General features: G+C 66.7%; 20 protein-coding genes. 10 read left to right on the top strand and 10 right to left on the bottom strand.

The features are described 5' to 3' along the window. Positions 1-62: 62 nt before the first annotated feature. From paoC to B215_RS0118815, 5 genes are all read right to left on the bottom strand, one after another. A complete protein-coding gene (gene paoC, locus B215_RS0118830; RefSeq protein ID WP_019371201.1) occupies positions 63-2,282 on the bottom strand; it encodes an aldehyde oxidoreductase molybdenum-binding subunit PaoC in 2,220 nt (739 codons plus the stop codon). A gap of 3 nt (positions 2,283-2,285) precedes the next feature. After that, positions 2,286-3,236 (bottom strand): FAD binding domain-containing protein, encoded by a 951-nt coding sequence (locus B215_RS0118825; protein WP_019371200.1) that lies wholly within the window; start codon positions 3,234-3,236, stop codon positions 2,286-2,288. Then, positions 3,233-3,874 (bottom strand): aldehyde dehydrogenase iron-sulfur subunit PaoA, encoded by a 642-nt coding sequence (gene paoA / locus B215_RS0118820; RefSeq protein ID WP_019371199.1) that lies wholly within the window; start codon positions 3,872-3,874, stop codon positions 3,233-3,235. Before paoA ends, B215_RS0118825 begins: the two co-directional genes overlap by 4 nt. A gap of 254 nt (positions 3,875-4,128) precedes the next feature. Beyond that, a complete protein-coding gene (locus tag B215_RS21465) occupies positions 4,129-4,428 on the bottom strand; it encodes a hypothetical protein (protein WP_152997949.1) in 300 nt (99 codons plus the stop codon). A 128-nt stretch (positions 4,429-4,556) separates the two neighbouring features. Then, entirely contained in the window at positions 4,557-4,811 is a 255-nt protein-coding gene (locus tag B215_RS0118815; protein WP_026009414.1) for a hypothetical protein, read from the bottom strand. 91 nt (positions 4,812-4,902) lie between these two features. Between B215_RS0118815 and hemN the strand changes: the two genes are divergently transcribed. The 3 genes from hemN to B215_RS0118800 all read left to right on the top strand — a co-directional run bounded on the left by hemN (position 4,903) and on the right by B215_RS0118800 (position 10,229). Continuing rightward, positions 4,903-6,225: an oxygen-independent coproporphyrinogen III oxidase gene (hemN, locus tag B215_RS0118810; RefSeq protein ID WP_019371197.1), complete on the top strand. Its 1,323-nt coding sequence runs from the start codon at positions 4,903-4,905 to the stop codon at positions 6,223-6,225. A gap of 131 nt (positions 6,226-6,356) precedes the next feature. Next, positions 6,357-9,665: a glycosyltransferase gene (locus B215_RS0118805; RefSeq protein ID WP_019371196.1), complete on the top strand. Its 3,309-nt coding sequence runs from the start codon at positions 6,357-6,359 to the stop codon at positions 9,663-9,665. A gap of 213 nt (positions 9,666-9,878) precedes the next feature. After that, positions 9,879-10,229 carry a helix-turn-helix domain-containing protein gene (locus tag B215_RS0118800; protein ID WP_019371195.1) on the top strand — a complete coding sequence of 117 codons (351 nt, stop codon included), beginning with the start codon at positions 9,879-9,881 and terminating at the stop codon, positions 10,227-10,229. Positions 10,230-10,278: 49 nt separating this feature from the next. On the opposite strand, the gene B215_RS0118795 is transcribed toward B215_RS0118800, so the two are convergent. Further along, the gene (locus tag B215_RS0118795) at positions 10,279-11,289 is read right to left on the bottom strand and encodes an AAA family ATPase (RefSeq protein ID WP_019371194.1); all 1,011 of its coding nucleotides are present in this window, start codon (positions 11,287-11,289) and stop codon (positions 10,279-10,281) included. Between the two features lie 83 nt (positions 11,290-11,372). After that, positions 11,373-12,527 (bottom strand): endo-1,4-beta-xylanase, encoded by a 1,155-nt coding sequence (locus B215_RS0118790; RefSeq protein ID WP_026009413.1) that lies wholly within the window; start codon positions 12,525-12,527, stop codon positions 11,373-11,375. Between the two features lie 161 nt (positions 12,528-12,688). Here B215_RS0118790 and B215_RS0118785 point away from each other — a divergent pair, with 161 nt between their 5' ends. The 6 genes from B215_RS0118785 to B215_RS0118760 all read left to right on the top strand — a co-directional run bounded on the left by B215_RS0118785 (position 12,689) and on the right by B215_RS0118760 (position 22,039). After that, positions 12,689-14,803: an alpha-glucuronidase family glycosyl hydrolase gene (locus tag B215_RS0118785; protein WP_019371192.1), complete on the top strand. Its 2,115-nt coding sequence runs from the start codon at positions 12,689-12,691 to the stop codon at positions 14,801-14,803. Positions 14,804-14,826: 23 nt separating this feature from the next. Then, entirely contained in the window at positions 14,827-16,620 is a 1,794-nt protein-coding gene (locus B215_RS0118780) for a glycoside hydrolase family 9 protein (RefSeq protein ID WP_019371191.1), read from the top strand. Positions 16,621-16,698: 78 nt separating this feature from the next. Then, the gene (locus B215_RS0118775) at positions 16,699-18,039 is read left to right on the top strand and encodes a chloride channel protein (protein ID WP_019371190.1); all 1,341 of its coding nucleotides are present in this window, start codon (positions 16,699-16,701) and stop codon (positions 18,037-18,039) included. Between the two features lie 45 nt (positions 18,040-18,084). Next, a complete protein-coding gene (gene otsB, locus B215_RS0118770; protein ID WP_019371189.1) occupies positions 18,085-18,843 on the top strand; it encodes a trehalose-phosphatase in 759 nt (252 codons plus the stop codon). After that, positions 18,840-20,633: a glycoside hydrolase family 15 protein gene (locus tag B215_RS0118765; RefSeq protein WP_019371188.1), complete on the top strand. Its 1,794-nt coding sequence runs from the start codon at positions 18,840-18,842 to the stop codon at positions 20,631-20,633. Before otsB ends, B215_RS0118765 begins: the two co-directional genes overlap by 4 nt. Further along, positions 20,630-22,039, top strand: a complete 1,410-nt coding sequence (locus tag B215_RS0118760; RefSeq protein ID WP_019371187.1) for an alpha,alpha-trehalose-phosphate synthase (UDP-forming) — start codon at positions 20,630-20,632, stop codon at positions 22,037-22,039. The genes B215_RS0118765 and B215_RS0118760 overlap by 4 nt, the downstream gene beginning before the upstream one ends. Here B215_RS0118760 and B215_RS0118755 read toward each other — a convergent pair. Then, on the bottom strand, positions 21,990-23,084 hold the full coding sequence (locus tag B215_RS0118755; RefSeq protein ID WP_019371186.1) for a mechanosensitive ion channel family protein: 1,095 nt from the start codon (positions 23,082-23,084) through the stop codon (positions 21,990-21,992). The two genes, B215_RS0118760 and B215_RS0118755, sit on opposite strands and share 50 nt — an antisense overlap. A gap of 203 nt (positions 23,085-23,287) precedes the next feature. Between B215_RS0118755 and B215_RS21460 the strand changes: the two genes are divergently transcribed. Then, a complete protein-coding gene (locus B215_RS21460; RefSeq protein WP_019371185.1) occupies positions 23,288-23,446 on the top strand; it encodes a hypothetical protein in 159 nt (52 codons plus the stop codon). A gap of 72 nt (positions 23,447-23,518) precedes the next feature. On the opposite strand, the gene cydX is transcribed toward B215_RS21460, so the two are convergent. Beyond that, positions 23,519-23,635: a cytochrome bd-I oxidase subunit CydX gene (gene cydX / locus B215_RS21095; RefSeq protein WP_082664522.1), complete on the bottom strand. Its 117-nt coding sequence runs from the start codon at positions 23,633-23,635 to the stop codon at positions 23,519-23,521. Between the two features lie 12 nt (positions 23,636-23,647). Continuing rightward, entirely contained in the window at positions 23,648-24,796 is a 1,149-nt protein-coding gene (gene cydB / locus B215_RS0118745) for a cytochrome d ubiquinol oxidase subunit II (protein ID WP_019371184.1), read from the bottom strand. Position 24,797: the final 1 nt, after the last annotated feature.

Genomic DNA, 24,797 nt, shown 5'->3' with positions numbered 1-24,797 from the left:
CCGTTCGATGACATGGCGGGGGCGGCACCGGCCGCCCCCGCGCCTTACCGGCAAGTAGGGTGTCAAACGAACTGCGGCATTCCCGGCAGCAGCTTGTCGAGCGTGATCGGATACTCGCGCACCCGCACGCCGCACGCGTTGTAGATGGCGTTCGCCACCGCCGCGCCAACCCCGCAAATCCCGAGCTCGCCCACGCCCTTTGCCTTCATCGGCGAGCTTGTGGGGTCGGTTTCGTCCAGGAAGATCACGTCCTGGTGCGGGATATCGGCGTGCACCGGCACTTCATATCCGGCCAGATCGTGATTGACGAAGAAGCCGAAGCGCTTGTCGACCGCCAGCTCCTCCATCAGCGCCGCGCCCGCCCCCATCGTCATCGCGCCGATGACCTGGCTGCGCGCCGATTTCGGGTTCAGGATGCGGCCCGCCGCGCACACCGCCAGCATCCGGCGGATGCGCACTTCGGCCGTTGCTGCATCCACGCCGACTTCCACGAAGTGCGCGCCGAAGGTGGATTGCTGCTGCTTCTTGGCGAGATCGCCATATTCCATCACGTCTTCGGCAACGAGTTCGCCGCCTTTCGCCGCATCGGCCAGCGCCACGCTCCGGTTGCCAGCGCGCACCTTGCCGTCTTCGAACACCGCATCGGTGGCATTGAAGCCCAATGCGGCGGCAACCTTGTCGCGCAGCGCCGCGCAGGCGGCATAGACGCCGGCGGTAGAGCTGTTTGCCCCCCATTGCCCGCCCGAACCGGCAGACACGGGAAAGCTGGAATCACCCAACCGCACGTCCACGGCATCCAGGGGCAGACCCAGCATCTCCGCGGCGGTTTGCGCGATGATGGTATAAGTGCCGGTACCGATATCGGTCATGTCGGTTTCGACCGTAAGCCGGCCCTTGGCATCGAGCCGCACCCGCGCGGCGGATCGCATGTTCAGGTTGTTGCGGAATGCAGCTGCCATGCCCATGCCGATCATCCAGCGGCCGTCGCGCAGCTTGCCGGGCAAGCGACTGCGCCGGGCCCAGCCGAACTTATCCGCGCCGATCTGCATGCACTCCACCAGCTTGCGCTGCGAGAAGGGCCGCTCCGGCTTTTCGGGATCCACCTGCGTATCGTTCAGCGCGCGGAAAGCGATCGGGTCCATCCCCAGCTTTTCCGCCATCTCATCCATGGCGATTTCCAGCGCCATCATGCCCGGCGCCTCGCCCGGCGCGCGCATCGCATTGCCTTCCGGCAAATCCAACACCGCCAGTCGCATCGACGTCAGCCGGTTCTCGCCGGCATAGAGCAGCCGAGTCTGCGCAACCGCTGTTTCGGGCCCGCCGCCGGGCAGGTCGCCCGATCCGCTTTCGTGCGCGATCGCGTTGATCCGCCCGTCCTTGCCGGCACCGATGCGGATGCGCTGGATGGTCGCCGGCCGATGCGTGGTGTTGTTGGCGATCAGCGGACGCTGCAGCGCCACCTTCACCGGCCGCTTCGCCGCGCGCGCGCCCAGCGCCGCCAGCACCGCATCGGCCCGGACGAACAGCTTGCCGCCGAAACCGCCGCCGATGAACGGCGAGATCAGCCGCACCTTTTCCTTCGGGATGCCAAGGGTGCGGGCGACATCGCCCTTGCCCCAGTTGATCATCTGGTTCGACGTCCACAGCGTCAACGAGTCGCCGTCCCAAGCCGCGGTGGAGGCATGCGGCTCCATCATCGCATGGCTGTGATCGGGGGTGCTGTAGGTCGCATCCAGCTGCACCGCCGCAGCGGTGAACGCACCTTCGAAATTGCCGGTCCGGTCGACGGGAGGCGCCGCGCTCCCCTCGCCGCTGCTATCGCCCTTCAGCGGCGCGACCTTCAACTGCTCCGCCAGGTCGTAGCGCCCTTTGTCGCGTGCATAGCTGACACGGATCAGCGACGCGGCGGCGCGCGCTTGCTCGAACGTCTCGGCGACCACCAGCGCGATCGCCTGGTGGTAATGCTCGACTGCCGGGCCGCCGAGCAGATTGGCGGTGTTGAAATTGCCCTTGGTGAGCTTGCCCGCATTCTCGGCGGTAACGATCGCCAGCACGCCCGGCGCAGCTTCGGCATCGGCCAGGTTCATGCTGGTGATCCGGCCCTTGGCGATGGCGGAACCAAGGACGTAACCATAAGCTGCGTTCTGCACCGCGTCGTGCCGTTCATAGGCATAGGGTGCCCGGCCGGTCGTCTTCAACGGGCCGTCGATCCGGTCGGTCGGCTTGCCGACCACCTTCAACCGATCGATTGGATTGGTCGTGGCGGGGGTATCGAACTTCATGGCTCAGCCCCTTGCTTCGCTCAGCACCGCAGCGAGCGTGCGCTCGGCCAGCGGCAGTTTGAACGCATTGTCCTGCGTCGGCGTGGCACCGGCCAGCGCGATCTTCATCGCGGCAGGGGCGCCTTTCGGCAGCGCCGCCTCGGCGGCTTCGACGCGCCACGGCTTGTGCGCCATACCGCCCAGCGCGAAGCGACCGGTGCCGTCCTTCTGCACTACCGCCGCGACGGAAACGAGCGCGAAGGCATAGGAAGCGCGGTCGCGCACCTTGTGGTAGAAATGCTTGCCGCCCAAAGGCTTGGGCAGCGTCACCGCGGTGATCAGCTCGCCTGCCTGCAGCGTGTTGTCCAGGTGCGGCGCATCGCCCGGCAGCCGATGGAACTGCGCGATCGGAATGGCGCGCGTGGTGCCGTCGGGCCTCACGGTTTCCACCTGGGCGTCGAGCAGCCGCATCGCGATCGCCATATCGCCGGGATAAGTGGCGATGCAGGCCTCGCTGGTGCCGATCACCGCCAGTTGGCGACTGAATCCGCCAATGGCCGCACAGCCGCTACCGGGCTTGCGCTTGTTGCACGCCTGGTTCGTGTCGTAGAAATAGGGGCAGCGGGTGCGCTGGAGCAGGTTGCCCGCCGTCGTGGCCTTGTTGCGCAACTGGCCGGAAGCACCCGCGACGATTGCGCGGCTCAGCACCGCATAATCGCGCCGGACGCGCTTGTCGGCGGCAAGGTCGGTGTTGCGCACCAGCGCGCCGATGCGCAGTCCGCCCGCCGGCGTCGCCTCGATCTTGTCGAGCGCGAGCTTGTTGACGTCGATAAGATGCGTCGGCGCCTCGATCTCCAGCTTCATCAGATCGAGCAGGTTGGTGCCACCCGCGATGAACTTCGCGCCCGGCGTCCTGGCGGCCTGCGCCGCAGCATCGGCCGCGCTGCTCGCCCGGCTATAGGTGAACGCCTTCATGCCTGCCTCCGCCCTGCGACTTCGCGGATCGCCTCGACGATGTTGGAATAGGCGCCGCAGCGACAGATATTGCCGCTCATGCGCTCGCGTATCTCGGCCTCGCTCAGCGGTGGCGCGGCGGTGAGGTCAGCGGTGACATGGCTGGGCGATCCCGCGCGGATCTCTTCCAGCACCGCCACCGCCGAGCAGATCTGGCCAGGCGTGCAGTAGCCGCACTGATAGCCGTCATGCTTCACGAACGCGGCCTGCATCGGGTGGAGCTTCTCCGGCGTACCGAGCCCCTCGATCGTGGTCACGCTGTCGCGCTCGTGCATCACCGCAAGGCTGAGACAGGAATTGATGCGACGACCGTTCACGATCACCGTGCACGCGCCGCACTGCCCGTGATCGCAGCCCTTTTTTGTGCCGGTAAGGTGCAGATGCTCACGCAGCGCATCCAGCAACGTGGTGCGGGGATCGAGACTTAGTTCCTTGTCGCTGCCGTTCACGGTCAGGCGTACCGGAGTGACGGGCGGCGCCGCGGAAGGTCCCTGCTGTCGTTCGCTTGCGCCGGCGGGAAGGGCATGCGTCGCGGCGCACGCGGCGCCCGTGATCAACATGCCTCGCCGCGACATGCCGATTGCGGCCACATCGTCCATTGCTGTCCCCTTCTCGCTTCCATCATGCGAAACCAATGCGGTTTTACAGGCGCGGTTCCATCCGCGCCGTCCAGCGACCTCGAATACATGCGATACTATGGGGTCAGGCGGGGAAAGAAAAGCGAACCAAGGATCAGGATCCATATCCTCCGCCGGCAAGCCGAGGGAGTTCAGCGTTCAAGCAAACGCGTCAGAAAGCGGACATGATAGCGCCGCCCCCGGGCGCGATGCCGGGGAGCGGCACGCTGCCTGCGTCAGGCGCTGCTGCAAAGGCCCACAAGGGTGGAATCGCCACATTTCACGATCGGAACGTACCAAGGAATATCGATCTCGGTGCCACGTCCGTCGCCAGTATAGCCCTCACCGGTATCGATGCCAAACGCCTTCTGGCATGAAAAGTCGCAATCGCGTTCGCGGCCGGGGAACGCTTCGTAACAACTGAAGATGCAGTTTTCGAAACCGACCCAGTCTATCTCGACCGCGCCAGCTGGTGTCGCTGAACACAGCCAGGTGATTGCTGCAACTGTCCCGGTTAAAGCCCCAATCCGTCGCATCAACGATCTCCTCTACAGCGGAAATCAAAACGCGCCACGAATATTGATTCGAGTCAATACTGACCCGGATACTGGAAACACATCGTAACAGGCAATCTACGTCAACCTCTGTAGGTTCACTTGCGTGATCAATCTTGCCGGTCCGACAGATCCATGAAGTTCCGGGCGGCTTCGCGCTCAGCTTCGTCTTCGAACGTCGCGTCCAGATCCGGCGCGCTGCCGAACATGAACAGCAAGGCCCAGAGCGCAAATCGATGCCCGGGATTGGTTTCCAGGCCGAGATCGACCTTCATCCGCTCGATACCGGCGGCAAGCGCCGGCGGGGTGATGGCACCAAGATCGGGCGTACCGAAATAGCGGAGGAGCTGGTCGTCCAGTTGCATCGCCATCGCCTATCGCCGGCAGCCCTTACCGGCAAGACTACGGAACTTTCCCAAGCGACGCGGGGGCGCCCACGCGCCATGCGATCAGCGCATGTGGACCTATCACCCCGATCTGCTCGCCACGCCGGTGCCGCGCTACACCAGCTACCCCACCGCCGCGGAGTTCAACGACGCCATCGGCCCGCAGGATATGGCCACCGCGCTGGATCGGGTCGCGCCCGAGGCCGAGTTGTCGCTCTACCTCCATATCCCCTTCTGCCACGAGATCTGCTGGTATTGCGGCTGCAATACCGGCGCCGCCAACCGCACCGCCCGGCTCGATGCCTATCTGGCGCGGCTGTCGGATGAAATCGAACTGGTAGCCCGCCGGCTGGACGGGCGTGGCAAGGTGGGGCGAATCGCGTTCGGCGGCGGCAGCCCCAACGCGATCGCGGCGGAAGCGTTCGCGCGGCTTGTCGCCCAGGCGAAGTCGGCGTTCGGGGCCGACGCGCCCGTGCTGTCGGTGGAAATCGATCCGCGCGGCTTCGATGCCGATTGGGCGGCCGCCATCGGGGCCGCCGGAGTCTCGCGGGCAAGTCTGGGGGTGCAGACCTTCGATCCGGCCATCCAGGCGGCGATCGGGCGTATACAGCCCCGGGAAGACATTGCCGCCGCCGTCCGCCTGTTGCGCGGGGCCGGAGTCGCATCGATCAACTTCGATCTGATGTACGGGCTCCCCGGCCTATCCACGGACCTGCTGGAAGCGTCGCTGGACCAAAGCATCGCCCTTGGCGCCGATCGGATGGCGGTGTTCGGCTATGCCCATGTGCCCCACCTGATCCCGCGTCAGCGGCGGATCGATGCGGCCGCGCTCCCGGATGCGCGCCAGCGGTTCGAACAGGCGGCACTCGCCCATGCCCGGCTCGTCGGCGCGGGATATGCGCCGGTGGGATTCGATCATTTCGCCGTGCCGGGCGACGCGCTGGCGATCGCCGCGCGCGAAGCGAGGCTCCGCCGCAACTTTCAAGGCTTTACCGAGGATGAATCGGACATTCTGATCGGCCTGGGCGCCAGCGCGATCAGCCAGTTCCCCGACAGGCTCTTGCAGAACGAGAAGAATGCCGGCCGCTGGCACATGGCCGTCGCCGCCGGCCGGTTCGCTGCCGCGCGCGGGCTCCGCCGGTCGATCGACGACCAATGGCGCGCCGCCGCGATCGAGGAACTGCTGTGCCAGGGCCGCGCCGATCTGGCGGCAATTCACGATCGCGGCGCGATTGCCGCCCGGCTCGCGCCGTTCGCGGCCTTGAAGCTGGTCCGCTGGGAGGGCAGCGTGCTGATGCTCGCGCCCGATGCCCTGCCCTATGCCCGGGTGATCGCAAGCGCGCTCGATGCCTATCGCGGGCCGGCGCCGGTGCGGTTCAGCAGCGCGGTGTAAGCCGCCGAACCGCGCCACCTGCGGTCATTACGGATCGGCGGTGGTATAGCTTCGGTTCATCGCAGCTTCTATAAGACGGGAGTGTCCCTGCCGCGTGCAGGGATTTTTCGTTCGCGAAAGATTGCTCCCCGATGTCGCCTCCCGTCTTTTTCGACCCCACCGGCATCCGCAAGCGCTGGGCGATCCGAAGCGTCGTCATGCTCCTTCTCGGGATTTTGCTGACGGCGGTGATCTTCGCGGCGACGATCGTGAACGTCCCCCCGGCGCAGGATCTGCCGGTGCGCTGGGAAAACGCCAAGCCCGCCGAATTGCGTTCGCTGAGCGCCCGCGGCGAGCCGCGGCGGCGCAGCTGGCTTCCCGGCGGCACCTCCAAGCGGCCGGGCGCGCCGCTGACCATCGGCTTCTATGTGCCCTGGGATCAGGCAAGCGCGGATTCGCTCCGTCGCAACATCGGCGATCTGGATTGGGTGGTGCCCGCGCTGATCTCGGTCACCGGCGCCGATCACAAGATGCAGGTGACCGACGATCCACGGCTGACGACCATCCTCGCCGGCGCACGCCGGCCCGCCCGCGTGCTGCCGATGGTGCAGAACGTCTCCGATGACGGCTGGGACGGCGCCGGTGCCGCGCGGCTGATGGCCAGCCCCGCCGCGCGCGCCAAACTGGCCCGGGATCTGGCGGGCGAGGTGAAGGCGCGGCAGCAGGCCGGGCTGGTGCTGGATTTCGAAAGCCTGCCTGCCGAAGCGCTGCCCGGTTATCTCCAGCTGCTTGCCGAAATCAACGCAGCGATGCCGAAGGACAAGCTGTTGGCCGTCACCGTGCCGGCGGGCGATGCGAGCTGGAAGCTCAAGCGCTTCGCGGCGGTCGCCGATCGCGTGATCCTGATGAACTATGACGAGCATTGGCAGGGCGGCACCGCCGGGCCCATCGCGCCGCAGCCCTGGTTCGTCGATCAGCTGCGCAGCGCCGTGGCACAGGTGGGTACGGACAAGCTGATCGTCGCGCTCGCCAGCTATGCCTATGATTGGCACGGCACCCAGGTGGATGCGCTGAGCATCGAAGAGGCCTGGTCCGCCGCACATGACAGCGACGCCCGCGTCACATTCGACAAGAGCAGCGGCAACAGCGCCTTCGCCTACACCGAAGATGGCGAGCATCACGAAATCTGGATGGTCGACGCCGCGGCCAGCTGGAACCAGCTGCAGGCCGTGCGCGCCGCCGGCATCGGCAGCGTCGCGCTGTGGCGGCTCGGCACCGAGGATGCCGGCATCTGGACGGCGCTGCTCGCCTATCGCCATGGCGGCGTGCCCGATCTGAGCCGCATCGTGCCGGCAACCGAGGTCGACGTGGAAGGATCGGGCGAGATCCTGCGCATCACCGCCACGCCCACGGTGGGACAGCGCGCGATCAGCTTCGATGCCGCCCACATCATCCGCGACGTAACCTATCCCGTGCTCCCCACGCCCTATGTGGTGGTGCGCACCGGCGCCCAGGCGAAACAGGTGGCGCTGACGTTCGACGACGGGCCCGATCCCACCTACACGCCCCGCATCCTGGATGTGCTTAAGCAAGCGCAGGTGCCCGCCGCCTTCTTCATCGTCGGCGAGAATGCGTTGCAGCACCCGCTGCTGCTCCGCCGGCTGGTGGCGGAGGGGCATGAACTGGGCAACCACACCTATACCCACCCCAATCTCGCCACCACCTCGGCTGCCAGCACCGCGCTGGAACTGAACGCTACGCAGCGGCTGGTACAGGCCTATACCGGCCGGGGCATGCGGCTGTTCCGCGCGCCCTATTTCGGCGACGCCGAGCCGACCACCGCCGACGAACTCGATCCTGCGCTGGTCGCGCAGAAGCAGGGCTATACCGTCGTCGGCCTGCATGCCGATCCGGACGACTGGAAGCGCCCCGGCGTGGACGAGATCGTCAACCGGGCGGTGAGCGACGTCGAAGGCGCGCGGCCGGACTATTCCGCGAACATCATCCTGCTGCACGACGGCGGCGGCAATCGCGAGCAGACGGTGGAAGCCCTGCCCCGCATCATCGCCGAGCTGCGCGCACGGGGCTATACGTTCGTACCGGTGTCGAAGCTAGCCGGGCTGTCCTACGATGCGGTGATGCCCCCCATTGGCGGCAGCGATCTGCTGGCGGTGCGCGCGGACGTCGCGATCTTCGTTGTATTGGCGGCGATCGCCTCGGGTCTGCGCTGGATGTTCTTCATTGCGATCGCGCTGGGCATCGCCCGCGCGGTGATCCTCGCCGCACTCGCGCTGCGCCAGCGCAGCCGCGAAAACGGCACGCCGCCGGCCTATACGCCGAGCGTCTCGGTAATCATCCCCGCCTATAACGAGGAACGGGTGATCGAGGCCTCGGTGCGGCGCGTTCTGGCCAGCGACTATCCCGCGATCGAATTGATCGTCGCCGATGACGGTTCGAAGGACCGCACCAGCGCCATCGTCGCCGCAGCCTTCGGCGACGATCCGCGCGTCACCCTGCTCACCCTGCAGAACGGCGGCAAGGCGGCCGCGCTCAACCGCGCGCTGCAGGAAGCCAAGGGCGACGTGATCATCGCGCTTGACGCCGATACCCATTTCGAGCCGGAGACCATCGGCCGGCTCGCGCGCTGGTTCGTCGATCCGCAGCTCGGCGCCGTCGCGGGCAGCGCCCAGGTCGGCAACCGCATCAACCTGGTCACTCGCTGGCAGGCGGTGGAATATATCACCGCGCAGAATCTGGAGCGGCGCGCGCTCGCCGGGTTCAACGCCATCACGGTCGTGCCCGGCGCGGTCGGCGCCTGGCGCCGGGCGGCGCTCGACGCGGTCGGCGGCTATCCCGAAGACACGCTGGCGGAGGATCAGGATCTCACCATCGCGATCCAACGCGCCGGCTGGCGTGTCACCTATGATCCCGATGCGGTCGCCTGGACCGAAGCGCCGGAAAGCTTCCGCGCGCTGGCCAAGCAGCGCTATCGCTGGGCGTTCGGCACCTTGCAGTGCCTGTGGAAGCATCGCGGCCTCTATCGCGACAGCAAGGCACGCGGGCTTGCCTGGATCGGGCTGCCCCAGGCCTGGATCTTCCAGATCGTGTTCGCCGCCATCTCGCCGCTGATCGATATCGCGCTGGTCGCCGCGGTGTTCGCAACGGCGGTGCGCATCGCCCAGCATGGCTGGGAACAGACGCGCGGGGATGTCGGCGCCATGGGCCTCTACTGGATCGCCTTCACTGCTATCGATGTCGGGTGCGGATGGGTCGCCTATCGCCTCAACAGCCGGCGCATCCGCTATCCGGCGTTGCTGCTGGTGGCGCAGCGCTTCGTCTATCGCCAGCTGATGTATTGGGTCGTGCTCCGCGCAATCGGCTCTGCGGTGGGCGGCTGGTGGGTCGGCTGGGGCAAGCTGGAGCGCAGCGGGCGCGTCGGCACGGCTCGCGCGGCAGCCTGATCGCGCCGCTCAGGCCCAAGCAAACCGCACGATTGACGCAAGGGTGCAAGGTGCTTCTCCGAAGTGCCGGTACGCAGGGCCTCCATGCCCGTGAAGCGGCAAGGATGATGCAAAGGTTTGCAGCCGAATCTTGATGCAAGTTTAGAAAAATCCTTGTCTTTCCACACTATGACAGCTTGCGTGGTTTGGCGCGGACGCATAGCCATAGTCGCTGTGAAAGACGAAATGATCGATGTAATCGACCGCGCGTCGCAGTTTTTGAAAGCGCTGTCCGGCCGCAGCCGCCTGCTTTTGCTATGCCATATGCTTGATGGCGAGAAATCAGTAGGCGAACTCGCACGGCTGACCGGCGCCCGCGACACCGCTGTCTCCCAGCAACTGGCGCTCTTGCGCCGGGAAGGCATGGTCTCTGCCCGCCGGGCCGGCCAGATGATCTTCTATTCGCTTGCCAGCCCGGAGGCCCGACGCATGCTGGAGGCGATGTACGGCCTATTCTGCGCGACGGAAGGCGACGCGGCCGGCGACGGACCGTCCTTCATCGGACGGCAGGCGGTAAAGGTTTAACGGCTAAGGGGCGGCCGGCCCGCCCCCAATCGCGCCGCAAACGCCGCGGCTATCGCCGCCCGCGTTCGACGATCGCGCGCACGGCAGGAAGGATCAGCTCCATCGGTCGGTTTGCCCGCAACCGGTGCCAGCCGAACAGATCCCCCACCGATCGCCGCGACTGCTCGCGCACCACCGCCGCCGTCGCGTCGGACGCATCGCTGGTCCGCCCGGCGACGCGCGCAAGCCGATCGCCTTCCGGCGCTTCCAGCCAGATCCCGGTAAACGGCACTCGCGCCTGCTGCGCCAGCGCTTCGGCCACCTCGCGTTCGCTACGGTTCAGGAACACCGCGTCCAGGATCACCGTCGTGCCGCAGGCTAGATGATCGTCGGCCGATTCGAACATCGCCTCATAGGTGTCGGCATTGCTTCGCGCGGTGTAGAGCCGCGCCGGCAGCCGCGTTTCCGGCGGAAGCCCGTTCACCCGCTTGCGGAACACGTCCGAACGGAGCACCCGCGCGCCGGGCCGCCTGCCCAGATGCCCACCCAGCAGGCGCGCGAGGCTGGATTTGCCCGTGCCGGAAAGCCCGCCGATCACGATGAGCTGCGGCGCGCTGGGGGTCAGCATCCGATCGGCCGCCTCCGGATCTTCGGTGTGCAGGGCCAGCATCAGCGGCAGCAATCCCCAGCCCGCTGCGCCCTGCGGCGATACGTCCAGATAGCGGTTGGCGACGATGTTGGCTTCCACATGCCGGCCCTCGGCGCACCAAGCCGCCAGCGGCTGCGCGAGATCGAACAGGATATCCGCCGGCCGCTCGTCGCCGAAGGTGCGGATCCGGCCGGCGCGGGCGCGCCGCTCCAGATCGGCGCCCTGCAGCGCGATCATGCTGCGCTGGGCGCTGGTCCGCGCCAGTTCCAGCAGTCGCTGGCGGAACGCGGCGCCCGCCGCCGCCACCGGAGCCCGGGCATGCGCCTGCGCCAGCGTCTCGGCATGCGCGAACAGGGCAGGCACATCGAGGCTGATCGGCGGGACGTCGCCACCGCCGCTGGATCCTTCCTGTGTTGGGGCCGCTGCGGCCATGGACCTGCTCCCTGGAGTGCCGGCCGCCGGCCGTTGCTGCACCCCTTGTATAATCGCCGAATATGAACGGGAGCGTACCGATCTCAGGTGCGCGCCCGTGCCTTCATCAGCTGTCGGGCAATCGCGTCGTGCAGCGGCTTGGGACGAAACCGGGCGTCGTAGGGCGCCACCCGAGTCATCGAACCGTCGCGGCGCGGCTTGAAGCCGTTCAGCCAGCTATACTTGTCACACATGCCCCAGGCGAGCACATCCCGTAGTTGCGGATAGCCAAGCATGATGTCCAGATAAATACCGGCATAGTCGGCCACGATGCGGTCGCGCGTCGCAAAGTCGCCGGGTAGTTGCTGATCGGCAACATCGAACTCGGTAATCACCAGATCATAGCCCATCGCGGTCACGGTATCGAGAAAGGCGCGCCAGGGCTTTTCCTGCCGCGCCGACATCTCGCCGGGCGTGCCGTCGCCCTTGGGCTCGATATGCGATTGCACGCCCAGCGCATCCACCGGCACGTCGCGCTTGCGAAATCCTTCAAGCAGGCGGAGCACGCCGGCGCGATGCTTCTCGTTGCCGGGCTCCCAGCTCATATAGTCGTTATACACCAGCTGGGCGTGCGGCGCGGCGGCGCGCGCCGTGCGGAACGCATGGTCGAGCATCGGCACGGTACCGCCGAACGCGCGGGACAGGCTGGTGTCGCGCAGGTCGCCGGTCTTCTCGTCGACCGTCTCGTTCACCACGTCATAGCTGCCGATCCGCCTGCCATAGCGCCCGCAGACCGTGCGGACATGCGTATCGAGCACCCGTTCGGCCTCGCGCAGCGGCGCCGCGCCGAAATCATGGTTGTTCAGCCAGCGCGGGAAATATTCGGATTTGTGCCACAGCAGCGTGTGCCCCCGCATCGCCATGCGGTGCGCTTCCGCCCAGTCGAGCATCGCATCGAACCGGCTGAAATCGAAGCCGTCGGCGCTCGGGCGGATCGCCTGCCATTTCATCTGGTTTTCCGCCACCAGGATCCCGCAATCGCGCTGGAGCAGGGCCGCATAGGCGGGGTTGGCGAAGCTGCCCGCATCGGCGCCGGGCGGGCTCCAGGCAAAGGCCGATCCGAACCGCAGCCCCCGCTGCCCGGCGATCGTATTGAGGCCGGGAATCGCGCGCGCCGCATGCGCCTGGATCGGCAGCGTCGCGGCCATCGCCCCGGCACCGCCCAGAACCTCGCGCCGCGTTGCCTTGCTCTTGGTCATCGCCCTCTCCTGCTGTCGCGCGCCGCTGCCGGCGCCGCTTCCTTGGTAGCGGTACCATGTTCGGGCTGCTACAGCCTTGTCAACGGCGGCAAAGAATCGCGCGTCAGGAGAGTGAAGCCGTGTGGCGTTTTCTACGATCGATACTCGCAATCTCGTTGGCAATGGCGTTCGCCCAGCAGGGGCATGCCGAAACCGGCTATGATCTCTGGCTGCGCTATGCGCCGCTCGCATCGGCCGAATCGCAGCGCGTGTCGCCGCACCTCCGCTATGTGGTCGCCGACGCGACCCGCCCGACCCTGGCCGTGGCGCAGGAGGAGCTCGATCGCGGTCTTGCCGGAATGCTCGGCACGGCGCCGCGCCATGCCTCCCGGGTGGAGGGCAATGGCGGCATCGTGCTGGCGACGGTGGGGTCGCCGCTGCTGGCCGGGCTGAACCTGCCGCTGGCAGACCTCGGCCGCGAAGGCTTCTTGATCCGATCGGTGACGATCGGCGGCGCGCGGGTGATCCTGATCGCCGCGAACAGCGATGTCGGCGTTCTCTACGGCAGCTTCCGCCTGCTCAAGCTGCTCCAGCTGCGCGCGCCGATCGACGCGCTGGACGTGCGCGATGCCCCGAAGCTGAAGCTGCGGGCGCTGGATCATTGGGACAATCTCGATCGCTCGGTCGAGCGCGGCTATTCGGGCCAGTCGCTCTGGGATTGGCAGAAGCTGCCCGGCTATACGGACCCGCGCTACACTGATTATGCCCGCGCCAATGCCTCGATCGGCATCAACGCAGTGGTGCCCAACAACGTCAACGCCAATGCCGATATCCTCACGGCGCCCTATCTGCAGAAGGTAAAGGCGCTTGCCGCGGTGTTCCGCCCTTATGGCATTCGCGTCTATCTCACCGCGCGTTTCTCCGCGCCGATCGAAATCGGCGGGCTGAAGACGGCGGATCCGCTCGATCCCGCCGTGCGCGCCTGGTGGAAAGCCAAGGCGGACGAGATCTACGCCGTCATCCCCGATTTCGGCGGCTTCCTGGTCAAGGCCAATTCGGAAGGGCAGCCGGGTCCGTCGGATTACAAGCGCAACCATGCCGATGGCGCCAACATGCTCGCCGATGCGCTGGCGCCGCATGGCGGCGTCGTGATGTGGCGGGCCTTTGTCTATTCGGAGCATAACGACGCCGATCGCCACAAGCAGGCGAACGACGAGTTCGAGCCGCTGGACGGCAAGTTCCGCGAAAACGTGCTGCTCCAGGTGAAGAACGGCGCCATCGACTTCCAGCCGCGCGAGCCCTTCCATCCGCTGTTCGGCGCGATGCCGAAGACGCCGTTGATGCTGGAAGTGCAGATCACCAAGGAATATCTCGGCTTCGCGACCCACCTCGCCTATCTGGGCACGATGTGGGAAGAGGTGCTGGAGAGCGACACCTTCCGGCCGCGCAAGGGCAGCACCGTCGCCAAGCTGCTGGAAACGCCGGTCAATCCCCAGGCACTTACCGGGATGGCCGGCGTCGCCAACATCGGCACCGACATCAACTGGAGCGGATCGCAGTTCGATCAGGCGAACTGGTATGCCTATGGCCGCTTCGCCTGGGATCCAAACGCCCAGGCAGAAGACATTGCCCGCGACTGGGCCCGGCTCACCTGGAGCCCCGATCCCACCGTGGTCGATCCCATCGTTTCGATGATGATGGAATCGCGTGAGGCAGTGGTGAACTATATGACGCCGCTGGGCCTCGGCCACCTGATGGCGACCGGGCATCATTACGGCCCCGCCCCTTGGGTGTCCGATCTCGCGCGGCCCGAATGGAATCCTGCCTATTATCACCGTGCCGATGCGAACGGCATCGGCTTCGATCGCACGCCCAGCGGCACCAACGCGCTCGGCCAATATGCGCCCGAAGTCGCCAAACGCTGGGGCGACCTGAAGACCGTGCCGGACAGCCTGCTGCTCTGGTTCCACCATGTGCCCTGGGATCACCGGATGCGCTCGGGCGAAACGCTGTGGAACAGCCTCGTCGCGCACTATGATGCCGGCATCGCATCGGTCGAGGCCATGCAACGCCGCTGGGCCGCGCTGGAAGGCAAGATCGACGCACGACGCTGGGCGGAGGTGCGCGATTTCCTCGCCATCCAGCGCGAGGAAGCGCAGTGGTGGCGCGACGCCTCGATCGCCTATTTCCAGTCCATCGCGAAGCGGCCGCTGCCCGCGGGGCATCTGGCTCCGCCGCACCCGCTTGGCTATTATCAGGCGATCCGGACGCCGCACGCGCCCGGGAACGGCAAATAGGTCGACAGGGGAGCAGGATGCGGATGGAAAAGACGTGGCTGCTCGCTGCCTTGGTGGCGGCGAGCCCGGCATGTGCGCAGCAGCAGCAGCCGGTTATCGATGTCAATCAACTCGGCTTCGAACCCAGCGACGTGAAGCTCGCCGTGCTGCGCGGCGCGGGCGCCGAGCCCATGAAGTGGCAGTTGCTGGACGCGAATGGCAACGCTGTCGGAACGGGCGAGACCATGGTGTACGGGCCCGATGCAAGTTCGGGTGCGGTGGTCCAGCGGATCGACTTTTCAGGGTTCCGGCGTGCGGGTAGCGGGTACCGTCTGTCGGTTGCCGGCGTGACCAGCGATCGCTTCACCATCGCGGAGAATGTCTACCGGCCGCTGGTGCGCGACGCGGCGAACTTCTTCTACCAGCAGCGCGCCGGTTTGCCGATCGACGCACGCTTCGCCGGCGCCGCCTGGGCGCGCCCAGCGGGCCACGCCTCCGAAGTGGCGGCCTGCTTTTCCGGCGCCGACGAGCGCGGCACGCGCTGGCCCGGTTGCAACTATCGGCTAGACGTAACCGGCGGCTGGTACGACGCCGGCGATCATGGGAAATATGTCGTCAACGGCGGCATCGCGCTGTGGACGCTGCTGAACGCCTATGAACGCCGCCCGGCCGCCTTCCCGGACGGGGCGCTGCGTATCCCCGAATCGGGCAACGGCGTCAGCGATCTGCTCGATGAAGCACGCTGGGAGATGGAGTTTCTGCTCCGCATGCAGATCGCCGACGGCGTGCGCGCCAGCGTGCCAACCGGGCCGCTCGGCCGATCGCAGCTCCCACCCTTTGTGGAAATCGATGCCGGCGGAATGGCGCACCAGAAGGTCGCCGATCGCACCTGGACCAAGCTGCCGATGCCGCCGCAGAACGATCCCGAGGAGCGGCTGCTCTATCCGCCCACGACCGGCGCGACCCTCAACCTCGCGGCCACGGCGGCGCAGTGCGCGCGGCTGTGGCGCGGGATCGACGATGCGTTCGCGGCCCGCTGCCTCGCCGCCGCGCGGCGCGCTTGGGCGGCAGCGCAGCGCAACCCGCAGGTGTTTGCCACCAGCAGCTTCACCGGCAGCGGCGGCTATGGCGATTCCAGCCTGAGCGACGAATTCTACTGGGCCGCCGCCGAACTCTACGCCACCACCGGCGAAGCACCGTTCCACCAGGCCGTGGCGGCCTCGCCCCATTTCGGCGAGACGGTGCGGGCACCCGGCTGGAACGCCACCGCGCCGCTGGGCACGATCACGCTTGCCACGGTGAAGACCGGGCTCACCGCCGCCGAGCTGCAGCGCGTCCGCCAGGCGGTCATCGCCGGTGCGGATCGCATCCTCGCCCAACGTCGCGAGAATGGCTACGCCCTTGCCTACCGCGCCGTCGGCTATCCCTGGGGATCGAACGGCGATCTCCTCAACCACGCGATGCTGCTCGGCGTTGCCGGCGATCTGACCGGCGACGGCAAATATCGGCCAGGTCTGGTTTCCGCGATGGATTATGTGCTCGGGCGCAATCCGCTCGGCCAATCCTATGTTAGCGGCTATGGCACGCGACCGCTGCGCAACCCGCATCACCGCTTCTGGGCGCATGTGCTGGATTCCAAACTGCCGGGGCCGCCACCCGGCGTGCTCTCCGGTGGTCCGAACGATACGGCGATGAGCGATCCGGTGGCGGCGAAGCTGAAGGGGAAATGCGCACCCCAGACCTGCTGGGCCGACGAGATCGGCGCCTATGCCCTGAACGAGGTGGCGATCAACTGGAACGCGCCGCTGTTCTGGGTGGCCGCCTGGCTGGAGGACTGACGCGCAAATAGCGTCCTGACATTTGCGGGTTCAACGTTAAGGAAGGCGGCGGAAGCGGGGGCGCTGCCGAGGAAGACGATGGACCATCACCGCAATGCCCGCCGGATGCGCGCGATCGTACGCCGGCACGGGCCGACGGCGCCGATGTGGCGGCGGCGCATCGCCTTTCTGGGTGGGGCCATCGTCATCGGGCTGGTGGCGCTTGCCTTCGCCATCGCCGCGGATTGGGCCGCGGGGCAGTTCGCTTCGATCACGGCGCGCGCCTGGTGGCTGCCGGTTCTGCTCACCCCTGCCGGCTTCGCGCTCTTCGCCTGGGCGACCCGGCGCTTCGCCCCCGATGCGATAGGCTCGGGCATCCCGCAGGTCATGGCCGCCACCCGAAATCCCGAAGCGGCGATGGCCAGCCTCACCGCCGCGCGCACGGTGCTGCTCAAGCTGGCGCTGACGGTGGGCGCGGTGCTGGTGGGCGCTTCCACCGGGCGGGAAGGCCCGACAGTGCAGGTCGCCGCTTCGATCATGGGCTATGCCCATCGCTTCGCCCGCGTGCGGCTCCGCGCCTCGGCCTATATCGCGGGGGGCGCGGCGGGCGTCGCGGCGGCGTTCAACACGCCGCTGGCCGGGGTTGCCTTCGCGATCGAGGAACTTGCTGCCGCCTATGAGCAGCGCATGGCCGTGCTGGTGATGGCAGCGGTGCTGATCGCGGGCATGACCAGCCTCGGCATCGCGGGCGACTATGTATATTTCGGCGCGATGCGCAGCACGCTACCGCTGGCCCAGGCGATCCTCGCTGCGCCGGTGGCGGGCGTGGTTGGCGGTCTTGCCGGCGCGCTATTCGCCCGGGCCATGCTGGCGGCGGGCGGATCGGGATGGCGCCCGCTGGTCGCCATGCGCCGCCACACGCTGGCATACGCCGCCGGCTGCGGACTGGTGGTGGCGCTGATCGGCGTCGCGAGCGGCCTCACCTGGGGAACGGGCTATGACGCAGCGCGAACCGCGATCACCGGCGGAGCGATCCCCTGGTGGTACGCCCCCGCCAAGTTCGTCGCGACTCTCGCAACCGCAGTCGCCGGCATCCCGGGCGGCATCTTCGCGCCTTCGCTTTCGGTCGGCGCCGGCGTCGGCGATCTGATCCGCCCGCTGTTCCCCACTGCCCCGGGAGGCACCATCGTGCTGCTGGGCATGGTCGCCTATTTCACCGGCGTGGTCCGCGCCCCGCTCACCGCCGTCATCATCATCGCCGAGACGACGGCCAGCCGCGGGCTGATGCTGCCCCTGCTGGCCGCCGCGCTGATCGCAGATTTCACTGCCCAGCGCGTCTCCAGGGAACGGCTTTATCACGGCCTTTCGCAGCGCTTCGGCACTACGCAGGTGCAGCATGAATCGGACGATCGGGGGAACGGATCGGGCGTGCGCGCGTAACGATCCATGGGGCGCGCGCCAATCTGCGCGCCGATGAGGAGTTGCATGCCCGACCGGGACCCTGTTTCGCTGATGCCGCCGCCGGCGGATTTGCTCGATGCCGCCAGCCTGTTCCTCGATTTCGATGGAACGCTGGTAGAACTCGCCGATCGCCCAGATGGCGTGGTGATGGACGCCATGCTGATCGACATGCTCGCGGCGCTGGAAGAAAAGCTTGAGGGGCGGCTCGCGCTGGTAAGCGGCCGCCCGGCCGAGGATCTTGCCGCGATGTTCGGTGATCGCCCGCCCTCGGTCGTCGGCAGCCACGGCATGGAGTTTCGATGGTCCGATGGCCGCCGCGAGCGGGCCGATCGCCCTGCCGGGCTGGTCGAGGCGCTCGCCGCGATGCGCGCCTTCACCGATGCGCATGCCGGCGCGATCCTGGAAGACAAGCCGCTCGGCGCCGCCATCCATTACCGGTTGAACCCCGAACATGAAGCCGCGGCGATTGCGCTGGGAGAAGCGCTTGCCGCCGACCACGGGCTGTATCTCCAGCACGGCAAGATGATGGTCGAGGTGCGCAGCCCCGGCGGCGACAAGGGCAGTGCGATCCGCACGCTCATGGCCGATCCGCGCTTCGCGGCCGGCCGGCCGGTGTTCCTGGGCGACGACGTTACCGACGAACCCGGCTTTTCCGCGGTGGCCGCCCTGGGTGGCGCGGGCGTTCTGGTCGGCCCTCCCCGCCCGACCGATGCGCGGTTCCGCATCGACGGCGTCGCCGATGTTCTCGGCTGGCTCGCCGCGGCAACCGGAGTCACGGTATGAGCACGCTGGACCTCTGGCCCATCGGCAACTGTCAGGTCAGCGCGCTGATCGATCGTACCGGCCGCTTTGTGTGGGGTTGCGTGCCGCGGGTCGATGGCGATCCGCTGTTCTCCGCGCTGGTCGGCGGCGAAGAACCGGAATCGGGATTTTGGGATATCGCGCTGGAAGGTGTGGTGTCGGTCGAACAGCGCTATCTGCGCAACGCGCCGATCCTGGTCAGCCGCCACAGCGACGCTGCCGGCAATGCGATCGAAGTTACCGATTTCTGCCCGCGTTTTCAGCGGCTGGGCCGGGTCTATCGCCCGGTCGCCTTTGCGCGCATCGTCCGGCCCGTGGCGGGCAGCCCGCGGATCCGCGTGAGGCTGCGGCCCACCTGCGGCTGGGGTAAGCCCTGCGCGACGCGCATCGGCGGCTCCAACCATCTGCGCTATCTGGTCGAACCGATGACGCTGCGGCTCACCACCACCGCGCCCGTCGGCATGGTCGACGAGGAACGGGTGTTCCGCGTCGAAAAGCCCCTGCACTTCTTCCTCGGGCCCGACGAAAGCTTCAGCGGCGACGTTGCCGAAACCATTGACGATATGCTTACCCACTCCACCACCGAATGGCAGCATTGGGTGCGCGGTCTCGCCATTCCGCTGGAGTGGCAGGAGGTGGTGATCCGCTCGGCCATCACCCTCAAGCTCTGCCAGCACGAGGAAACCGGCGCGATCGTGGCGGCGCTGACCACCTCGATCCCCGAGCATGCTGGCTCGCAGCGCAACTGGGACTATCGCTACTGCTGGATCCGCGACGCCTATTACACGGTGCAGGCGCTCAACCGGCTGGGCGCACTCGACGTGCTGGAGACCTATCTCGGCTATCTGCGCAACATCGTCGACGATGCCCGGGCCGAGCCGCGCGGCGGCCATATCCAGCCGCTCTACGGCGTGCTGGGCGAGGCGACGCTGGAGGAGCGCGAGGCGCTCGATCTTGCGGGCTATCGCGGCATGGGCCCGGTGCGCGTCGGCAACCAGGCTTATGAGCAGGTCCAGCACGACGCCTATGGCCAGATCGTCCTGTCCAACGTCCAGGCCTTTTTCGACCAGCGACTGTACCGCATCGCCAGCGTCGAGGATTTCGAATCGCTGGAGCGCGTCGGCGAACGTGCCTGGCAGTATCACGACTCGCCCGACGCCGGGCTGTGGGAGCTGCGCACCCGCCAGAGCGTCCACACCTATTCGGTGGCCATGTGCTGGGCGGCGTGCGACCGGCTCGCCAACGCCGCGCATGTGCTGAACCTGCCCGAGCGCCGCGACTTCTGGCAGCACCGCGCCGACACGATCCGCACGACGATCTTCGACAAGGCGTGGCGCGAGGAGACCGATCGCTTCTCCGCCACCTTCTCGGGCGACGATCTCGACGCCAGCCTGCTCCAGCTGCTGGAAATGCGATTCCTGGCGCCCGACGATCCCCGCTTCGTCTCCACGCTGAAGGCGGTGGAAGAAGGGCTGCGCCGCGGCTCGACCATGCTGCGCTACGATACCGAGGATGATTTCGGGCTGCCCGAAACCGCGTTCAACTTCTGTACGTTCTGGTTGATCGAAGCGCTGCACATCACCGGCCGTACCGACGAAGCGCGCGCCTTGTTCGAGGAGATGCTGGGCCGGCGCACCGCCGCCGGCCTGCTCTCCGAGGATATCGACCCCGTGACCGGGGAATTGTGGGGCAATTATCCCCAGACCTACTCGCTGGTCGGCATGATCAATTGTGCCGTCCTGCTGAGCAAACCCTGGAGTTCGATCCGTTGAGCCGCCTGATCGTCATTTCGAACCGCGTCACCGCACCCAACGGCTCCAACTCCGGCGCGCAAGGGGGGCTAGCCGTCGCGCTCGCCGCAGCCTTGCGCGAAAATGGCGGGATCTGGTTCGGCTGGTCCGGCGAACAGACCGACCAGTTCACCGGTCAGATCAGCATGCAGCGCAGCGAGGGCGTGACCACCGCGACGGTCGACCTCGAAGAGCAGGACATCGACGAATATTATAACGGCTATGCGAACCGCACGCTGTGGCCGCTGTTCCACTACCGGATCGACCTGGCGGAATATGAGCGCGGCTTCGCCGGCGGCTATCAGCGCGTCAACGAGCGCTTCGCCGACACCGTCCGCCCGCTGATCGAGCCGGACGACGTGGTGTGGGTGCAGGACTATCACATGTTCCCGCTGGGCCAGGAACTGCGCCGCCGGGGCTGCAAGAACCGGATCGGCTTCTTCCTCCACATCCCCTGGCCGCCGCGCCGGCTGCTCTCCAGCCTGCCCAAGGCGCACGAGCTGATCGAGACGCTGTTCGCCTATGACGTGATCGGCTTCCACACCCAGGAATGGATGGAGTCCTTCATCGATTTCGCCCGTGCCGAGATGGAAGCGGTGGTCCAGCCCGACGGCGTGCTGCGCATCGGCCTGAAGAGCGTCAAGCTGGTCGCCTGCCCGATCGGCATCGACGCCAAGGAGTTCGCGGCGCTCGCCGAGAGCGACTCCGCGCGCGAGACCTATCAGCAGATGCGCACCAGTTCGGTCGGCCGTTCGCTGATCGTCGGCGTCGATCGGCTCGATTATTCCAAGGGGCTGGAGGAGCGGTTCCTCGGCTACGAGCGCTTCCTCACCACGTACCCTGAGCAGCGCAAGGAAGTGTATCTGCTCCAGATCGCGCCGCCGTCGCGCGCGACCGTCGAGACCTATCAGCGCATCCGCAACACGCTGGAGGGGCTGTCAGGCAAGATCAACGGCGCGCATGCCGATCTCGACTGGGTGCCGCTGCGCTACGTCAACCAGGGCTATCCGCGCGACGTGCTGGCCGGCGTGTACCGCGCGGCCAAGATCGGCCTCGTCACGCCGCTGCGCGACGGGATGAACCTGGTGGCGAAGGAATATGTCGCCGCGCAGGATCCGAAGGATCCCGGCGTGCTGATCCTTTCCAAGTTCGCCGGCGCCGCGATCCAGATGGAGCAGGCGCTGCTGGTCAATCCCTATAGCGCAGAGGAAGTCTCCGACGCGATCTGCCAGGCGCTCAACATGTCGCTCGAGGAGCGGATCGAACGCTGGCAGGCGCTGAAGGCGGGCGTCGACGAACAGGACGTGATGTGGTGGCTCAAGAAGTTTACCGACGAGCTCAGGAGCGTCCCGATGGAGACGGAGACCCGGCTTCCGGTCGAGGCGTGAAGTCGAGCAGCCCGCGGGTGCGGACCAGCGCCTCGGGCATCTCACTCCGGATATAGGCGAGCAGCCCTTCGCGAATGTCGCAGCGCAGGTCAAAGGCGGTCGACGCATCCTTGGCCGTCATCAGCCCGCGGACCTCGATCGCCTCGGGCCTGGTGTCGGTGACCTGCAGGTTGCAGAAGCGGCCGTCCCAGCGCGGATTGGCCTTGACCAGTTCCTCCAACTTGGCGCGCAGCCGGAGAATGTCGGCGGCAGGATCGAGATACCAGAACACGCTGCCGAGAAGTTGGCTGGTTTCTCGGGTCCAGTTCTGGAAGCTGTTCTCCAAGAACTTGGATACGGGCACGACCAGACGGCGCTCGTCCCAGATCTTCACCACCACATAAGTCAGGCGGATGTCTTCGATTCGCCCCCATTCGCCATCGATGATGACGACGTCGTCCAGCCGGATCGGCTCCGAAAATGCCATCTGGATGCCGGCGATCAGGTTCTTGAGCGCAGGCTGGGCTGCGGCGCCCACGGCCAAGGCGGCGAGGCCGGCCGAGGCGATCAGCGTCACGCCGATGCTGCGCACGCTGGGGATGCTCATCAGCATCAGGCAGAAGGTGATCGCCAGTACCACGAACACGGTGATGCGATGCAGGATCGAGGCGCGGGTGCGCCGGCGACGTGCGCGCAGGTTGTCCGCCACGCTCACATCGGCGCGCAGTAATACCCAGTCGAATAGCACGCCGAGCAGTGCCACCGCCATCCAGCCGAGCAGGCCAGGGACGAACAGACCGGCGGCCTGCGCCCAGGCGCGCGTGCCACTCGTGCCCAGGTCTAATCCAGGCTGGACGAACGAAAGCGCGATTGCAACCAGCAGCCACCGTGCGGGTCGGTGCAGCCGACGGAGCAGGATGTCATCCAACTGGCCCTTGCTGTGCGTCGCGGCGCGCCGAGCAATGGCAAGGGCGAACCGGTGGACCAGCAAGGCGGCGGCGACGGCCGCTGCGATCAGGGCAATGCTCGTCACCCAGCCGGGAAGATCGGCGATAAGCCGCTCCAAGGCGTTCTCCTGTCGCTAGGGATGGAGACATTGAAACGGAGCGGCAGCAGAATGGGTTCCGACCACCCGTCGCGCCGCCCCACGCGTCAAGCAAGGACAAGCGCGTACCCATGTCGCCCCTATCCTGATTTCTACGGAATGGCACTTGAGGGTGTTCCGCATCACATTAGCTGCGAACTAATCGCAATCCACGGGAATGGTCGATGAGCACGCGGCAACATGCGCCACTTTCCAGCCATTTCCGTGAGCGGGCGGAGCAGGAGCGCGACCGCGCGACTCGCGCTCCGAACGAGCGCCACAAGCGGCTGCACCTCGAACTGGCGGCGATCTTCGAACGGCGGGCCGCCGGCGATCCGATGTAAAGCATGCCCCTAAACGCGAAAGGCGGGCGATCCGACAACCGGAATGCCCGCCTTCCTTGTTTCGTGCCCTCCTCAGTCGAGAACCGTGAGGTCCGATGTCGGGTCGGAATGGAACTCATGCCAGATGCCGTTTAGCACAGCGACCGCGACGGCTAGGCAGGTTCCCAGGATCCAAGCGAAATACCACATGGAGTTTACTCCTCAGTAGAGGTCCGGGTTGAGCCGCAACTCTTCCCCGGTAACGCGGCCGAACATCACCTTGTACACCCAGGCGGTGTAGGCCAGCACGATCGGCAGAAACACGAGCGTGCAGACCAGCATGATGAACAGCGTCAGGTGGCTCGACGAAGCGTTCCAGGCGGTAAGGCTGGAGGCCGGGTCGATCGAGCTCGGCAAAATGAACGGGAACATGGACAGGCCGACAGTGGCGATGATGCCCACATTAGCCAGTGACGAACCCGCGAACACCAGCATGCCGTTCCGGCCGCGGATACCGATCAGCGCCAGCACCGGCCCGAGGAAGCCGAGCAGCGGCGCCGTAAGCATCCAAGGGTATTTGCCGTAATTGTCGAGCCACGCGCCCGGCGCCTTCACGGCTTCGAGCAGATGCGGGTTTGAAGGCCCGTTAGGATCGACGACGCCGGCCAGTCGATAGCCCATGTCGCCATAGGCCACAAAGGCGCCCCCGGCCGCGAACAGCGCGATGGACAGAATTGCGGCGACAGTGCCGAAGCGCTGTGCGCGTTGAACCACCGGCCCCTCCTCCGCCTTCAGTGTCAGCCAGCCGGCGCCGTGGAGCACCAGCATCGCCACCGAAAGCAGGCCGGCCACCAGGCTGAACGGCGTGAACAGGCCGAGCAGCGTACCGTCGTAGAAGGAGCGCAGGTCGCTATCGAGCCGGAAGGGCGCACCCAGCAGCACGTTGCCCACCGCCACGCCGAACACCAAAGCCGGCACGAATCCGCCGACGAACAGCGCCCAGTCCCAACGCGAACGCCAGCCGGAGCCGGGGCGCTTGGAGCGGTATTTGAACCCCACCGGCCGCAGGATCAGCGCCGCCAGCACAAGGAACATCGCCAGGTAGAAGCCGGAAAAGCTGACCGCATAGACGAACGGCCAGGCGGCGAAGATGGCACCGCCCCCCAGAATGAACCATACTTGGTTGCCTTCCCAGGTCGGCCCGACGGTGTTGATCACCATGCGGCGCTCTTCGTCGGTTCGGCCCACAAACGGCAGCAGCGCGGCCGTTCCCAGATCGAAACCGTCGGTCAGCGCGAAGCCAATCAACAGCACCCCCAGCAGCGCCCACCAGATCAGGCGCAAGACTTCATAATCGAGCGGAATGGACATG

Origin of the sequence: Sphingomonas sp. ATCC 31555 (assembly GCF_000282895.1) — a bacterium.
GTDB lineage: Bacteria > Pseudomonadota > Alphaproteobacteria > Sphingomonadales > Sphingomonadaceae > Sphingomonas.
This window is presented reverse-complemented; position numbering and strand designations above follow the sequence as displayed.

Coding starts and splice junctions, on each gene's coding strand:
- B215_RS21460 (WP_019371185.1), top strand. CDS start 23,288: ATGAGCACGCGGCAACATGCGCCACTTTCCAGCCATTTCCGTGAGCGG.
- B215_RS0118815 (WP_026009414.1), bottom strand. CDS start 4,811: ATGCAACTGGACGACCAGCTCCTCCGCTATTTCGGTACGCCCGATCTT.
- cydX (WP_082664522.1), bottom strand. CDS start 23,635: ATGTGGTATTTCGCTTGGATCCTGGGAACCTGCCTAGCCGTCGCGGTC.
- paoA (WP_019371199.1), bottom strand. CDS start 3,874: ATGGACGATGTGGCCGCAATCGGCATGTCGCGGCGAGGCATGTTGATC.
- paoC (WP_019371201.1), bottom strand. CDS start 2,282: ATGAAGTTCGATACCCCCGCCACGACCAATCCAATCGATCGGTTGAAG.
- B215_RS0118785 (WP_019371192.1), top strand. CDS start 12,689: ATGGCGTTCGCCCAGCAGGGGCATGCCGAAACCGGCTATGATCTCTGG.
- B215_RS0118805 (WP_019371196.1), top strand. CDS start 6,357: ATGTCGCCTCCCGTCTTTTTCGACCCCACCGGCATCCGCAAGCGCTGG.
- otsB (WP_019371189.1), top strand. CDS start 18,085: ATGCCCGACCGGGACCCTGTTTCGCTGATGCCGCCGCCGGCGGATTTG.
- B215_RS0118790 (WP_026009413.1), bottom strand. CDS start 12,527: ATGACCAAGAGCAAGGCAACGCGGCGCGAGGTTCTGGGCGGTGCCGGG.
- hemN (WP_019371197.1), top strand. CDS start 4,903: ATGTGGACCTATCACCCCGATCTGCTCGCCACGCCGGTGCCGCGCTAC.
- B215_RS21465 (WP_152997949.1), bottom strand. CDS start 4,428: ATGCGACGGATTGGGGCTTTAACCGGGACAGTTGCAGCAATCACCTGG.
- B215_RS0118780 (WP_019371191.1), top strand. CDS start 14,827: ATGGAAAAGACGTGGCTGCTCGCTGCCTTGGTGGCGGCGAGCCCGGCA.
- cydB (WP_019371184.1), bottom strand. CDS start 24,796: ATGTCCATTCCGCTCGATTATGAAGTCTTGCGCCTGATCTGGTGGGCG.
- B215_RS0118825 (WP_019371200.1), bottom strand. CDS start 3,236: ATGAAGGCGTTCACCTATAGCCGGGCGAGCAGCGCGGCCGATGCTGCG.
- B215_RS0118765 (WP_019371188.1), top strand. CDS start 18,840: ATGAGCACGCTGGACCTCTGGCCCATCGGCAACTGTCAGGTCAGCGCG.
- B215_RS0118795 (WP_019371194.1), bottom strand. CDS start 11,289: ATGGCCGCAGCGGCCCCAACACAGGAAGGATCCAGCGGCGGTGGCGAC.
- B215_RS0118775 (WP_019371190.1), top strand. CDS start 16,699: ATGGACCATCACCGCAATGCCCGCCGGATGCGCGCGATCGTACGCCGG.